The sequence below is a fragment of the Andreprevotia sp. IGB-42 genome (assembly GCF_009848685.1).
In the GTDB taxonomy this organism is placed as follows: domain Bacteria; phylum Pseudomonadota; class Gammaproteobacteria; order Burkholderiales; family Chitinibacteraceae; genus Andreprevotia.
On sequence record NZ_WXTX01000007.1, the window covers coordinates 1 to 13,763 of the forward strand.

12 protein-coding genes and 1 tRNA gene are annotated in these 13,763 nt (G+C 61.8%); 8 read left to right on the plus strand and 5 right to left on the minus strand.

Translation table 11 applies throughout. From position 1 onward, the window contains the following. Positions 1-210, minus strand: a 210-nt coding sequence (locus IGB42_RS11765; protein WP_159671783.1) for a hypothetical protein, incomplete at its 3' end; no start/stop codon positions are given. Positions 211-812: 602 nt separating this feature from the next. Between IGB42_RS11765 and IGB42_RS11770 the strand changes: the two genes are divergently transcribed. Continuing rightward, on the plus strand, positions 813-1,037 hold the full coding sequence (locus tag IGB42_RS11770) for a hypothetical protein (protein ID WP_159671785.1): 225 nt from the start codon (positions 813-815) through the stop codon (positions 1,035-1,037). Between the two features lie 58 nt (positions 1,038-1,095). Continuing rightward, positions 1,096-1,557 (plus strand): hypothetical protein, encoded by a 462-nt coding sequence (locus IGB42_RS11775; protein ID WP_159671787.1) that lies wholly within the window; start codon positions 1,096-1,098, stop codon positions 1,555-1,557. A gap of 310 nt (positions 1,558-1,867) precedes the next feature. Here IGB42_RS11775 and IGB42_RS11780 read toward each other — a convergent pair. Beyond that, positions 1,868-1,957, minus strand: a tRNA-Ser gene (locus IGB42_RS11780). Positions 1,958-2,127: 170 nt separating this feature from the next. Between IGB42_RS11780 and mltF the strand changes: the two genes are divergently transcribed. The 4 genes from mltF to IGB42_RS11800 all read left to right on the plus strand — a co-directional run bounded on the left by mltF (position 2,128) and on the right by IGB42_RS11800 (position 7,059). Then, on the plus strand, positions 2,128-3,564 hold the full coding sequence (mltF, locus tag IGB42_RS11785) for a membrane-bound lytic murein transglycosylase MltF (protein WP_255461467.1): 1,437 nt from the start codon (positions 2,128-2,130) through the stop codon (positions 3,562-3,564). Positions 3,565-3,699: 135 nt separating this feature from the next. Then, a complete protein-coding gene (gene gltX / locus IGB42_RS11790; protein ID WP_174764210.1) occupies positions 3,700-5,091 on the plus strand; it encodes a glutamate--tRNA ligase in 1,392 nt (463 codons plus the stop codon). After that, positions 5,088-6,677, plus strand: coding sequence for a beta-N-acetylhexosaminidase (gene nagZ / locus IGB42_RS11795; RefSeq protein WP_236822561.1), 1,590 nt, complete (start codon positions 5,088-5,090; stop codon positions 6,675-6,677). The genes gltX and nagZ overlap by 4 nt, the downstream gene beginning before the upstream one ends. Positions 6,678-6,726: 49 nt before the next feature. Then, positions 6,727-7,059: a hypothetical protein gene (locus IGB42_RS11800; protein ID WP_159671791.1), complete on the plus strand. Its 333-nt coding sequence runs from the start codon at positions 6,727-6,729 to the stop codon at positions 7,057-7,059. A 42-nt stretch (positions 7,060-7,101) separates the two neighbouring features. Here IGB42_RS11800 and IGB42_RS11805 read toward each other — a convergent pair whose 3' ends face one another. Beyond that, positions 7,102-7,569 carry a DUF2846 domain-containing protein gene (locus tag IGB42_RS11805; RefSeq protein ID WP_201799917.1) on the minus strand — a complete coding sequence of 156 codons (468 nt, stop codon included), beginning with the start codon at positions 7,567-7,569 and terminating at the stop codon, positions 7,102-7,104. Positions 7,570-7,716: 147 nt separating this feature from the next. Further along, the gene (gene recQ / locus IGB42_RS11810; protein WP_159671795.1) at positions 7,717-9,507 is read right to left on the minus strand and encodes a DNA helicase RecQ; all 1,791 of its coding nucleotides are present in this window, start codon (positions 9,505-9,507) and stop codon (positions 7,717-7,719) included. A 108-nt stretch (positions 9,508-9,615) separates the two neighbouring features. On the opposite strand from recQ, the gene IGB42_RS11815 reads away from it, so the two are divergent. Beyond that, on the plus strand, positions 9,616-9,933 hold the full coding sequence (locus IGB42_RS11815) for a tetratricopeptide repeat protein (protein ID WP_159671797.1): 318 nt from the start codon (positions 9,616-9,618) through the stop codon (positions 9,931-9,933). Positions 9,934-9,996: 63 nt separating this feature from the next. On the opposite strand, the gene IGB42_RS11820 is transcribed toward IGB42_RS11815, so the two are convergent. Then, a complete protein-coding gene (locus IGB42_RS11820; protein WP_159671799.1) occupies positions 9,997-12,858 on the minus strand; it encodes a M48 family metallopeptidase in 2,862 nt (953 codons plus the stop codon). A gap of 217 nt (positions 12,859-13,075) precedes the next feature. On the opposite strand from IGB42_RS11820, the gene IGB42_RS11825 reads away from it, so the two are divergent. Next, positions 13,076-13,762 (plus strand): YafY family protein, encoded by a 687-nt coding sequence (locus tag IGB42_RS11825; RefSeq protein ID WP_159671801.1) that lies wholly within the window; start codon positions 13,076-13,078, stop codon positions 13,760-13,762. Position 13,763 lies beyond the last annotated feature (1 nt).

Sequence of the window (13,763 nt, forward strand, 5' to 3'; positions counted from 1 at the left end):
TTGCGCCGGCAACTCGGCAACGGACTGCACCACGTTGATCTTCGGTGCGTTCTGCCATTGTGATATGCGCGCCTGCAGCGCGACCTTGATCACTGGCGCGCGTGTCCCTTTGATTGGTGCATCGCTCTGGCGCTCGGCCGGCATGGCATAGCTGGCGGCAGCCTGAGCAGACGGGACAACTGGCTCGGCAAGCAGGGCTTGTTTTGCCATGAGGCCGCCAGCGTCCCTTGTGCTCGGCCGTAGCAAATGGCCGCCACCTTCGGCTGGCATTGCCTCATGCGTATCCGCCAGCTTGTCGGTCTTGGCGTGCGCTTCTGCCAATGGCGCAAGGTTGAAAGGCTGCCCTTGGCCGCTCCATACGGGCTGCTGTGAATCAGGTGCAATCTGCGTTGCTGGCGCTTGCATCTCTGCAACTGGCGGCACGGTCGTGACTGCGCTTGGCGTGGTCCGCACCAATTCGGCTTGCGACTGCGAGCGGGGTAGGGGTTCTACCGCCAAATCGGCCCGTGCATTGGTCCACTGCATCGGTGAATTGGCAACAGATGATCGCTGGTCCGGATGTTGTTCCTGGATATCTGCAATCCGGCTGACGGTTCCGGTATCGGATTGCCGGCCAATCTTCAGCGTGGGTGCAGCACGCCGCGGAATCCAATCCGGAAAACCACCATTACTTGGCCATCAAGCGCCTACCCAACTGGCGCCCATCGTGATGCAGGAGCCGGCCTATGCTTCACCCGTGCAGGTGGTGAGTTATCCCTAGCATTCGTTTCGCAAAGCCTATATTTCATGCTCATAACTTGGAGGCATGAACGATGAGCGGCGAACGTGTTTGCTACCTTCTGCAAGGCGATCTGCCTATGGACCTGCGGGGATTTCTAGAAAAAGCTGGGTTGGATGGCTTCAGTATTCAGTCGAATGGCGGCGATACCGTGGTCTGGCCGGAAGATGGTACCGAGATAGACAGGGCAAAACTTCAAGCGGCCTTGCCGAGCATTCGTTTAGTTGGTAGTGCGATTGTAAAGCCGATCGAGAAATGATTTTTGCTTCCGAGCTCCTGCCTTGTCGGAGTTTTTCACGCCCAGCTTCAGGAATCTCATGCAACGCATCGTCATTATCGGCATCTTTCTCTTGTCCATCGCTGCACTTGCTGCTGCTTGGGCGTTTCGATGGGAAGTAACCAACACCATCAATCAATCCTACGTGCGACAAAATCGCTGGACTGGAAACACGGAGCTTTGCCACCCCACTGAGCCGTGTATCGATACACGAGTGCTGGCTGCCGAACAGGCTGCCCTAGAGGCAAAAACCCAAGCTGAGTCGAAAAAAGAGGAGGCTGATAAGGCGAAGTTTCAAAACTACCTCGACGATTCCGATGCGCAGCGTTCCGCAGCTTGGGGCAGTATCCGTGAGGGTATGAGCAGGGAAGAGATCAGGAAGCTTTTGGGGAAGCCGGATAGGGTGATTGGTAATAACAGGGTTTCTAGCTGGCGCTACAGTGCCGAAGGCGGCGTCGTGAGCTTTCACGACGAGAAGGTGAGTGGGTTTGCAAAGCCATGATATGGGTATACAGCAGCAAAGCCCGCCATCGTAGGCTTCTTCAATTTCCGTTGCACGCCCGGCCGGCTCGCTAGGTGTGACTGCTGTGTTGGCTTCGAACGTCTTCACGCGCTCGGCTGTTTTGTGCATGCATTACAAAGACTACGGTGGCCTCCGCGCTGCGCCCACTTTGGATGGCACGTTTGGCGGGAAACCTGCCAATGTCACAAATCCGGCACAAGATGCTGGTACGGGAAAACAGAAGCGCCGGCTGAAGCGGCGCCCGAAAAGCAAAAGCCCCGACGAATCGGGGCTTTTGCTTAGGTATGTCTGGCGGAGAGGGTGGGATTCGAACCCACGGTAGGCTTGCACCTACGCCTGATTTCGAGTCAGGTACATTCGACCACTCTGCCACCTCTCCGCGTAGAGGCCGCACTATATCCAAGTTTTCGGCTTTTGCAAAGCCTGTTTCACGGGTATTTCAGAGATTCAGCAAAATCTGATGGTTAGAGTTCACATTGCTCTTTCCCCCCTTACCGGGCAGAATGCGCGGCGATTCAATGACTTGGGAGTGCTATGCGGCACTGGCTAATGGCAATTGCAGCAGCAACACTGGTCGGATGTGGCGAAATGCCTGTCGATGCCACGCGGGTACTGCCGCTGGCGGAGTCCAAAGAACTGGTGGTGCTGGTACAAAACAGCCCCACCACGCTCTATGTGGATGCCGAGGGCAACTACGCCGGTCTGGAATATGACCTGGTCACCCGCTTTGCGGATCAGCATGGCTTCAAGGTGCGCTTTGTGGTCGAGCCCAGCTATGCGCGCGTGATCGAGCGGCTGCGCCAGCACGAGGCGCATCTGGCGGTGGGCGTGCATGCCGATGGCGCTGCCGAGGGCATGTACTTCGGCCCTGCCTACCAGTCCGTATCGGCCGTGGTGGTGTACAACAACAAGGGCCAGAGCGAGGCGCAGGCACTCAATACGCTGTACTCGGGCAATGCTGTCGTGAAAACCCTGCCGCAGTACGTGAATGCGCTCAATCTTGCCAAGACCGAGCACGCTGGCCTGACCTGGCGCCTGCTGGAAGACATGGATGGGGAAGAGTTGGTGGAGGCGGTTGCCGCCGGCAAGCTCGATTACGCGGTGGTGGGTTCACACATTGCCGATGTCACGTCCAATTCCTACCCGCAGGTGGGTGTGGCGCGTGCACTGGGTGATGCCCAGTCGCTGGCGTGGGCAGTGCCGGATGAAGATGCACAGTTGCTGGACCAGGTGCGTGGCTACTTCAACGGTATCCAGGGTGATGGTTCGCTGGCCAAGTTGCTGGATCGCTACTACGGCCACATCAACCGCGTGGGTACGCCCGATGCGCTGGCCTTCCTGCAAAAGCGGGGCGATACGCTGCCGCGCTACCGCAACTGGTTCCAGCGGGCCGAGCACGAAACCGGGCTGGACTGGCGCCTGCTGGCGTCGCTGGCCTACCAGGAATCGCACTGGAACCCGGGCGCCGTATCGCCGTACGGCGTGCGCGGCATGATGATGCTGACGGGTGATACCGCGCAGCGCATGGGGGTGGACCGGCTGGACCCGCTGCAAAGCATCATGGGTGGCGCACGCTATCTGCAGCTGATGAAAAACAGCCTGCCCGAGCATATTGCCGAGCCGGACAAGACCTGGCTGGCATTGGCCGCATACAACGTGGGCCTGGGGCATCTGCTGGATGCGCGCGAGTTGGCCCGCCGCCAGAACAAGAACCCGGATAGCTGGGTGGACGTGAAATCGACGTTGCCGCTGCTGCGCAATCCCAAGTACTTCTCCACGGTGAAGTATGGCTATGCGCGGGGTGGTGAGCCGGTGATCTACGTGGAAACGCTGCGCAACTTCTACGACATTCTGGTGCGCTTCGAAGCGCCGTACAAGCCCAGCCTGCCAGTGATTGCCGAAGACATCACCGTACAGAACCCGGGCAACCGTGATCTGGAAATCAATAATCGGGTGGTGAGCGCCCGGGCACTGGCGGCTTTGTAGACTGCCACGTTCCCATGAACAAACCGCCCACAAGGCGGTTTTTTTCTGCCGGTTGCGGTGCTTTTCGGCCAATCGCAACTGCCCAGCGGGCATGGCTTCCCGTAAAATCACGTTTTTGCTGTTTTTGGGATAGCCATGACCATAGTCCGTACCCGATTCGCGCCCAGCCCGACTGGTCTTCTGCATATTGGCGGCGTACGCACCGCGCTGTTCTCGTGGGCGTATGCCCGCAAGCACGGCGGCGCTTTCTTGCTGCGCATCGAAGATACCGATCTGGAACGCAGCACGCCTGAATCGGTGGCGGCCATCCTCGACGGCATGCACTGGGTGGGCCTCGACTATGACGAAGGCCCGTACTACCAGATGCAGCGCATGGAACGCTACAAGGAAGTGATCCAGCAACTGCTGGCATCGGGCTCGGCCTACCTGTGCTACACCAGCCGCGAAGAACTCGACCAGATGCGGGCCGATGCCGAAGCGCGCGGCGAAAAGCCGCGCTATGACCGCCGCTGGCGGCCCGAGCAGGGCAAGACATTGCCGGTGGTGCCGGAAGGCATCAAGCCGGTGGTGCGCTTCCGCACGCCGGTGGATGGCGTGGTGGCATGGGATGACCAGGTGAAAGGCCGCATCGAGATCGGCAACGTCGAGCTGGACGACCTGATCATTGCGCGCCCGGATGGCACACCCACCTACAACTTCTGCGTGGTGGTGGACGACGTGGACATGCAGATCAGCCACGTGATCCGTGGTGACGATCATGTGAACAACACGCCGCGCCAGATCCATATCTACGAAGCCATCGGCGCGCCGGTACCGGTGTTTGCGCACCTGCCGATGATCCTGAACGAATCCGGCGCCAAGATGAGCAAGCGCCGCGATGCGGTATCGGTAGTCGATTACGATGCGCAGGGCTTCCTGCCGGAAGCGCTGCTCAACTACCTGGCACGGCTGGGCTGGGGCCACGGTGACGAAGAATTCTTCACGCTGGATCAGTTTGTCGGCTGGTTCGACCTGAAGGACGTATCGCCATCGAGCAGCCGCTTCGATCGCGACAAGCTGCTGTGGCTGAACGCGCAGCACATCAAGACGGTCGAACCGCAACGGCTGGCAGATCGCGTCGCCGGTTTTCTGGCCGACAAGGCAGTCGACACGACTGGTGGCCCGGCGCTGGCCGATGTGTGTACGCTGTTGAAAGACCGCAGCCAGACGCTGGTGGAAATGGCCAACCAGGCTGAATACTTCTACCGCGCGCTGGACCCGACCGATGACGTGGTGGAAAAGCACCTGACGCCGGACGACGAAGCACGGCTGGGCTTCTTTGCCGAGGGCGCTGCGAAGCTGGAAACCTGGGATGCGCCGACGCTGAGCCAGTTCATCAAGGATTTCGTCAAGCAGCAAGGCGTGAAGATGCCGCAGGTGGGCATGCCCTTGCGTGCCAAGGTATGCGGCATTACCAACACGCCATCGGTGGATGCGGTGCTGGCCTTGCTGGGCCGTGACGAAGTGCTGCGCAGGCTGGCTGCGTGACAGCAGGGGCAGAGGGCACCAGCGTACTGCCCGCCGTGGCAGCGCTGACGCTGGCGCAGAAAGCCGGCCAGTTGTTGATGGCCGGCTTTGATGGCCTGACTGCCAATGCGCATATCGAGCGCCTGATCCGTGAGCGGCAACTGGGCGGGGTGATCCTGTTCCGCCGCAATGTGGCATCCCCGGCGCAGGTGTCACGGCTGTGCCGCCAGCTGCAGCAGATCAATGCCGAAGTCAGCGATATTCCGCTGCTGATCGGTATCGATCAGGAAGGTGGCATGGTGATGCGTATCGAGGACGGCATGACGCCGCTGCCATCACCGCTGGCTTTCCAGGCTGCCGGCAACATGGCCGATTGTCGCGAACTCACGCGCATCTGCAATGCAGAGCTGGCCGCGCTGGGCATCAATATCAATTTCGCGCCGTCATTCGACGTGAACAACAACCCGCACAATCCGGTGATCGGCGTGCGGGCGTATGGCGAAGACGTGGCGACCGTGTGCGATTACGCCGGTGCCGCGCTGGCTGGCATCCACGACGCCGGGCTGGCAGCCACTGCCAAGCATTTCCCCGGCCACGGTGATACCGACAGTGATTCCCACCTGGGCATGCCGCGCGTGCCGCACGACCGCGCGCGGCTCGATGCCGTGGAGCTGGCGCCGTTCCGCGCCGCCATCGCCGCCGGCGTGGATGCGGTGATGTCCGCGCATGTGGCGTTCCCGGCCGTGGAGCCCGATCCGGACACGCCCGCCACCATGTCCCGCGCGGTACTGACTGGGCTGCTGCGCGACGAGATGGGTTTTGCCGGCGTGGTATTTACCGATTGTCTGGAGATGGATGCCGTCGCCAAGAGCAGGGGCGCGGTAGCCGGTGCAGTGGCGGCATTTGCCGCCGGTGCGGATGTGCTGCTGATCTCGCACACCGAGGCACGCCAGCATGGTTTCCTGGATGCGCTGGCCGCCGGGCTGGCAGACGGCAGTATCGATGAAGCAGCGGTGGATGCGGCCGTTGCGCGCATCCTTGCGTTGAAAGTGCGCCGCGCCATGCACGCATGGCGCACGCTACCGCAAGACGTGGCGCCGTTGCTGGATACACCAGCCGCGCGTGAATTATCCGCCCGTGTGCACCGTAATGCCGTGCAATGCGTTGGAGAGGTCGCGCTGCTGGATCGCAGCTTGCCGGTGCTGCTGATCACCTTCGAAGTCCGTACCCGGACCGAGATCGATGAAGTGGCCAATGGCAAGCATGCGCAACGGCGGGAATCGCTGCTGGTACCGTTGCTTGCCGCCGGGCTGGCAGTGACCGAGCTGCCTTTGCCGCTGGCCCCGTCCGCAGCGGAAAGCGCTGCGGTACTGCAGCAGGCTGCCGGTGCGGCGCAGATCGTGGTGGTCAGCTACAACGCGGTGCTGCACGGCGCGCAGTGCGCGCTGATTGCCGCGCTACTGCAACAGCAGCTGTGGTTGCTGGCCGGGCGCCTGCCATATGACCTGGCACTGGCGCCGGCCGCGCGTGGCCGGCTGGCCGCATTTGCCAACCGCCCCGCAGCACTGCAGGCATTGGCTGATGTGCTGCTGACCGGTGCGCACTGACGAATACTTTATGCATGGCCTGCCATGCTCGAACCTGGGATTTAGCTCGATGAAGAAATTGCTTGTTTTGCTGTTTGGCCTGACCTTGCACCTGGCCCATGCCGAAGATGCACCGTTGCCGTTCGATGATCCATCCAGCCCCGCACCCGTCGTGCGCGCGCAGGCGGAAGTGGGTGCCAGCCATAGTCGCCCGGCCAAGAACAGCGTTCGCAAGACGGGCAAGGGCAAGCATGCCGCCAAGCCGGCCAAACGCACCAAGGCAACAGCCACTGCGGCTAAAAGCAAGCCGGCTGCGGGCAAAAGCAAACCCGCAACCAAGTCCGCCACTAAGGCCAAGGGCAGCAAGAAGCCTGCAGCGGCGAAGAGCGCCAAGAAGAAATGAAAACGGGGCCCATGGCCCCGTTTTTCATTGCATCAACGGGTGTTACTTGCTGGCAGGTGCAGCAACAGGGCTATCGATCATCTTGCATGCGAGCACGCCTTTCTGACCAACGGCAGCATCGACGATCTGCAGCTTGGAGCCGCCTACCATCAGGCCCATCTTTACTTCTTGCCAGACGTAATAAGATTGGCCTGCTTCGGTATTGACTTCCAGCCTGGATTCTCCAGCTTCGGAAAACAGCTGGTGCTTGCCTGGCTCTACTTCAAATGCGAAGAAGCTCATCGGGCCAGTTTTGCCCGCAGCCTTGCCATCAAGCGCCACCGGCATGCTCAGTGCAGCACCCAGCGTTTCATTGCGGTAAACGTAGATGTTGGCTTTGCCCGGGGCGGCCTTGAATTCTTTGGCGGCCTTGTCGGCTGATTCCTTGGCGGCCGGAAAGCTGGCGCAGCCCGAGAACAGGCTGACTGCAACGAGGGCGATAAGGGCGCTGGCCCATTTGATTTTTTTCATGTTCATGCTCTGGATTGATTTATAAGAATTGGGTTTTACCCGGCAGTACACCGGTGCGCCGGGCGGCAGATCGTAATGCAATTCCGGTTGATTGGCGATGAAAAACCGTGCATGAAATGCAGGCCAACAGCCTGTGCCAAAGCAGGGCTAGATCTTGGCGATCTCGGCCAGGAAGTCCTTGCCGTATTTCTCCAGCTTGCGGTCACCCACGCCGGAGATGCGCGAGAACTCGTATTCGTCGCCCGGGCGCAGCTTCACCATTTCGCGCAGCGTGGCATCGCCAAAGATCACGTAGGCGGGCACGTTCTGCTCGTCGGCCAGGTGCTTGCGCAGTTTGCGCAATGCCTGCCACAGCGCGTCGTCGGCCGGGTTGTCGAAGCCGGTTTCCTTGGCCTTGTAGCTGAACTTCTCGGTGCGCGCCCGCAGGAACAGCGGCGTTTCGCCGCGCAGGTAGGGGCGGGCGCTGTCGGTGAGCGCCAGCCCGCCGTGGCCGTCCGGGCTCATGCGCAGCGCGCCGCGTGCCACCAGCTGACGGAACACCGCGCGCCAGGTGGGTTCGTCCACGCCCTTGCCGATACCGAAGGTGGTGACCTTGTCGTGGAAGTGCTGGCGCACCTTGTCGTTGCTCTTGCCCTGCAACACATCCACCAGGTGGCCCACGCCAAAGCGGTTGCCGGTGCGGAATACGCACGACAACGCCATCTTGGCGGCTTCGCTCTGGTCGATCAGTTGCGGCGGGTTCAGGCAGTTGTCGCAGTTGCCGCAGGGCTTGCTGGCTTCGCCAAAGTAGCCCAGCAATGTCTGCCGACGACAATCGGTGGCTTCCACCAGGCCCAGCATGGCCTCGAGCTTGCGGCGCTCCACCAGCTTCTGCTGCTCGGGTGAGCCGGAAGATTCGATCATGCCGGACAGCAGCATCACATCGTTCAGGCCGTAGGTCAGCCATGCGTTGGCCGGCAGGCCATCGCGCCCGCCACGGCCGGTTTCCTGATAGTAATTCTCGATGCTCTTGGGCAAGTCCAGATGGGCAACGAAGCGTACATCCGGTTTGTCGATACCCATGCCGAACGCGATGGTGGCCACCATCACCACGCCTTCATCGCGGATGAATATCTGCTGGTGCTTGGCGCGCGTGCTGGCTTCCAGCCCGGCGTGATAGGGTAGTGCCTTGATTTCCTTGCTGCGCAGCCAGGTGGCGGTTTCCTCCACCTTCTTGCGGGACAGGCAATACACGATGCCCGAATCCCCTTCGTGCAGCCGGCGGATGAATTCCAGCAACTGCTCGCGGCCGCTTTTCTTCTCGACGATGGTGTAGCGCAGGTTGGGCCGGTCGAAGCTGGAGACGAACTGGCGCGCATCCTCCAGCCGCAGCCGCTGTACCATCTCTTCGCGCGTGGCGTGGTCGGCGGTGGCCGTGAGTGCGATACGCGGCACGCCGGGGAACATCTCGGCCAGCAGCGACAGCTGCAGGTATTCGGGGCGGAAGTCATGCCCCCATTGCGATACGCAATGTGCTTCGTCGATGGCGAACAGCGCCACCTTCGCACATTGCATCAGCTGCACGAAGCGTGGTGTAACCAGCCGCTCCGGCGCTACGTAGATCATCTGCAGCTCGCCGGCCACGAACGCCTGCTCCACCGCGCGGGCTTCGTCCGGCGTGAGGGTGGAGTTGAGGAAGGCGGCAGCGACGCCCAGCTCCTTGAGTGCATCCACCTGATCCTGCATCAGCGCGATCAGCGGCGATACCACCACGCCGCAGCCTTCACGCAGCAGCGAAGGAATCTGGTAGCACAATGATTTGCCGCCGCCGGTGGGCATCAGTACCAGCGCATCGCCGCCGCTGGCTACCTGCTCGACAATGGCCGCCTGTTCGCCGCGGAAGGCGTGGTAACCGAAGACGTGTTCGAGGAGGTGCAGTGCGGAGGCGGGTTCAGACATGGGGCGATTTTACCCCACTGCGGCAGCCGCCGCCGCGCACTCTGTACACGGCGCGCTTGAATTGACGAAGATCGGTGCGATGTAACGCTGATCAGCCAGGAGAAAACCATGCAGCACCAGCGCCAGATCGAGGCCTTTCATGCCATGCTTGCCAAGGGGCAGGACAACACGCTGCTGCGCTTTGGCCTGGGGCAGGCGCTGCTGGCGGATGGCCACGCTGCCGAGGCCGTGCCGCACCTGCAGGCGGCATTGGGGCACGATGCACGTTACTCCGCCGCGTGGAAGCTGCTGGGCCGGGCGCTGGCCCAGAGTGGTGACGCTGATGGCGCACGCGCGGCCTATACCACGGGGATCGAAGTGGCGGAGGCCAGGGGCGATATCCAGGCGCTGAAGGAGATGCGCGTATTCCTGAAACGGCTGGCCTGATGCCTTGCTGGCGCCGCCACCGGGCAGAACGCCCGCTGGCCGGGATGCCAGCGGGCTGGTCGATCATTGCATCGGTGCCTGCTTCGCAAGCGCTTGCCAGTCTGCGGTGCTGGCTTTTGCCGGGTCATCCCATCTGGCATGAGCGAGGATCATGGTGGCGCGCTCGGAATCGTAGGGCACCAGTTTCAGCTGTTTCTCGGGCGGCAAGTCGGCTGTACCACTCAGCACCGTGACGGTGCCACCCCCGCCCTTGCTGGAGATGCTGCGGGGTGGTTCGGCAAAGTAGACTTCCGCTCTGGCGGTTGTCCAGCGGGGTGCGCCCATGAACTGGGGTTCCTGCTCGGCGGCGCTGCCATAGACCGCAGTCCATTTCACCAGCGGGCTGGCGCCGGCCACGTTGTACACAAAGTGACCGGATAATGTGCCCAGCTCCGGTTTGAAATGTTCGATCTCCACACCCTCACGCGTGGTGGTGACGATATCGCTCATGTCTTCCTTGGGCAGTTCGATCTGGGTGGCGCTGTACGGCGCAAGCGTCAGGTGCGTGTCGTGCAGTTTGACGTCCACACTGCGGCCCAGCCCGTTGTAGATCGATAGCGTTGAATTCAGTCCCGTGCTGCTGCTGAAACCGAGCACACCACCGACAATGGTCCCGGCAACGGCCAGCCGCCCCAGCGCGGGTACCAGGCCGTCTGCGGTCTGGAAACGATCCCACCAGCCCAGCCTGGTCTGGCGCTTGCGCTCTTGCCCCGGCTTGAGCGTGGCATAGCTTTCCGGTGCGCTGCTGGCCGCCGGGGCGGCATCGGGCTGGCTGCGCGCCTGGATATGTTCGGCAATCTGCTGTTCGGTCAGCAGCAGTTGCTCCAGCGTTGCTGCATGCAGCCTTGTCAGGCAGGCTGCCAGGCTGTTGACCCAGCCATCAATCACACGCATCCAGTCGTTGATATTCTCGTTGCTGGCAGGCGGCAAGTTATAGTCTTCCAGCATCTCGCTCCAGGAGGCTGTCTGCAGCCGTTCCAGCAGCGTGCTATCAAGTTGCAGCTGGCCCTTCTGCGCATGGATCGCTGCCATCAGCGCATGCAGTTTGTTGGCCTCCACCAGCAAGCGTTTCAGTTCGCTCTCGCTGACCCTGCCATCGGCGGTGATCACTGCCACCACATTGCCCACCAGCCCCTGTGCATCACGCAGATCAGCCAGCGTGTGTTCTGCGTAGTGCAACACGGCAATCTGGCCGCGCAGATGGTCTGCCCAGCCGTGTCCCACCAGCCCGGCGGCAGCCAGATGGATGCTGCGGCAACGCTTGTCGTGCGCAAGGATGCGCTCTCGTGCCTGTTCCGTTTCCTGGATCACCTGGGCAATGACGCGAGGTAGATCACGCCGGGCAATCTGGCGACCACGGTGCACGATGCGGCTGCCGGTGGGCTTGAATACCTTGGCCTGCAGTGCCTGCAGCGTTGCCAGTTCTTCCTCGAGTTCGCGCAGGCGATCCAGCTCGCCCTTGAGCTCGGCGGGGTAGAGTGCGACCAGCGCCTGCGTGATGTTCGGTACATGCAATTCCTGCTGGTACAGGCTGGCGGCCGTGTCGGCATGGCGCGTCAGCGGCCGGCCCAGGTAGGCGCCACGGTAACGCGGGTTGTAGCGCAGCAGGTTGTAGTTCTTTTCCAGCGCCTGCATGGTGTCTGCTTCGCTGGCCGGGCTTGCTTCCAGAGGGCCCGTCAGCGTGGCAATTACCGCGCGCTTTACCGATGCCACATCGTCAAACAGCAGCCATGCGCTACGCTCGTCATGGGGTGCATGCAGGTAGTGCTGTTTGGCGTTCTCTTCACGGTCTGCATTGGCCGGGTGGGTAGACCACATTTGCGGTGGCTGGGCAAAAGCCGTACTGAAAACACGGTGCTGCGCGGGATCGCTGGCCCTGGCGGCCGGTCTCTGCCCGTATTCGCGGTCATCCAAGATTTCGCCCAGCCGGTCTATCAGCCGGCGCTGCACCGCAAAGAGATCCACGGTGGCGCGGCCTTCCTGCAGCTCGGTGTTGGCAAAGTCGATGGTGCGGCTCCAGCAATCATCTGCCGCCTGCAGCTTGTGCAGCGCATGCACCAGCTCGTCGCTGCCGGTAAGCGATACGGCCACCAGATCTGCCTGGAATTCCATCTGGCGCGACAGCGCACGCTGTGCCAGCACCACCACGCGGAATACGGTATCGAGCAAGGAGCGGATCGACCACACCACCAGCGACATCAGCCAGCCCACCCATGCGATACGGATATCGAAGCGGGAGATCGCACTCAGGAATTCATCAAGTCGATCACGCTTGGCCACGATCTGCTCGGCAATTTGCTGGGTGATATACACCCAGCGGCCAATGGCCATGCTGCGTTGGGCAAAATGGCCGAATTCGTGCGCCAGTACTGCCTTCATTTCGCTCAGGGTCAGTACGTTGACCAGTGCCAGCCCGATTTCGAGATTCTTCTTCGATGGCAGCAGCAGGTTCAACAGCGAAATATCGTAAAACACCGCTGCATTCACGCGTGCAGACAGGTAAACCTTGTGTGGGCGCGGCGCACCGGCTTCATCGGCCAGTTGGCGCAGAAACCTGAACAGCGCGGGCTGCTCCGCTTCGGAAATTTCTACCGCGTCGGGTGCGCCACCGCGTTTGACGAAGAACAGGCCCTTGAGCATGAACACCGCCAGGAAAGCGGCGCCACTACCGATGGTAAAGTCGGCAAGCAGGTTTTCCCCGCCCAGGAAGCCATCGCTGAGCAAGCGGTAGGCGATCCGGACGAACCAGCCTGCCAGTGCAAGATAAAGAGCCAGGAACAGCGCCAGGCTCAATACCGCCAACCAGGCCTGGCGCTTGTATTGCTTGCTGGGCCGGGTGAGCGAGGCAGGGACGGCGTGTGGGCCGGCAGGGTAGAAGTTATCCATGATATTCAGCGTGTTATGGCCCGGCCAGAACCGGGCGCTCATCAAATCGAAAGGGTGCGGGCATTCTTCCATGTAGCAGTCCCGTTTCGCAGCAGATTGCGCTGAACGTAGCCGTCTTGTTGCATGGAAGCCGCGCTTTGCTTGCCAGCCTGTGCATGCGTTGCCCATGATGGGCCCCACTCCGCCGGGATAAGCCGGTAACTCCCTGTCGGTCTCCATGTCACGCGCTGCCCGTTTGCTCGATCTGATCCAGTGCCTGCGCCGCCATCGCCGGCCGGTAACGGCTGCCGCGCTGGCGGAGGAGCTGCAGGTTTCGGTACGCACGCTGTACCGCGATATCCAGACCTTGATCTCGCAAGGCGCACCCATTCAGGGTGAGGCGGGCATCGGCTATGTGTTGCGGCCGGGATTTCTGCTGCCGCCGCTGATGTTTGGTGATGACGAGATCGAGGCGCTGGTGCTGGGCGTGCGCATGGTAATGCGCGATGGCGATCCGGCGCTGGCCCGCGCCGCGCAGGATGTATTGGCCAAGGTGGTAGGGGTGTTGCCTGCGGACCTGCGTGACCGGGTGGATGCTACCGGCCTGCTGGCCGCGCCGGTGGCATCCGCCGGGCTGGCGCATCTGGGCGAGATGCGTGGCGCGATCCGCAGCGAGCGCAAGGTGGCAATTGCCTATCAGGATGGTGCAGGTCGGCAGAGCGAACGCGTGGTGTGGCCGCTGGCGCTGGGCTTCTTCGAGCAGGTGCGCGTGCTGGTGGCATGGTGCGAGCTGCGCGGTGATTTCCGCAGTTTCCGCACGGATCGCATTGCCAGCCTGGTGGTGCAGGACGACGCCTATCCGGCGCGGCGCCGTACGCTGCTACGCCAGTGGCGGGCGCGGGAAAATGTAGCCGAGCCTTCTTGAA

Bases quoted from the DNA above. Each gene is read 5' to 3' on its own strand.
- IGB42_RS11770 (WP_159671785.1), top strand. From the start codon at position 813: ATGAGCGGCGAACGTGTTTGCTACCTTCTGCAAGGCGATCTGCCTATG.
- IGB42_RS11775 (WP_159671787.1), top strand. From the start codon at position 1,096: ATGCAACGCATCGTCATTATCGGCATCTTTCTCTTGTCCATCGCTGCA.
- mltF (WP_255461467.1), top strand. From the start codon at position 2,128: ATGGCAATTGCAGCAGCAACACTGGTCGGATGTGGCGAAATGCCTGTC.
- gltX (WP_174764210.1), top strand. From the start codon at position 3,700: ATGACCATAGTCCGTACCCGATTCGCGCCCAGCCCGACTGGTCTTCTG.
- IGB42_RS11800 (WP_159671791.1), top strand. From the start codon at position 6,727: ATGAAGAAATTGCTTGTTTTGCTGTTTGGCCTGACCTTGCACCTGGCC.
- IGB42_RS11805 (WP_201799917.1), bottom strand. From the start codon at position 7,569: ATGAAAAAAATCAAATGGGCCAGCGCCCTTATCGCCCTCGTTGCAGTC.
- recQ (WP_159671795.1), bottom strand. From the start codon at position 9,507: ATGTCTGAACCCGCCTCCGCACTGCACCTCCTCGAACACGTCTTCGGT.
- IGB42_RS11815 (WP_159671797.1), top strand. From the start codon at position 9,616: ATGCAGCACCAGCGCCAGATCGAGGCCTTTCATGCCATGCTTGCCAAG.
- IGB42_RS11820 (WP_159671799.1), bottom strand. From the start codon at position 12,858: ATGGATAACTTCTACCCTGCCGGCCCACACGCCGTCCCTGCCTCGCTC.
- IGB42_RS11825 (WP_159671801.1), top strand. From the start codon at position 13,076: ATGTCACGCGCTGCCCGTTTGCTCGATCTGATCCAGTGCCTGCGCCGC.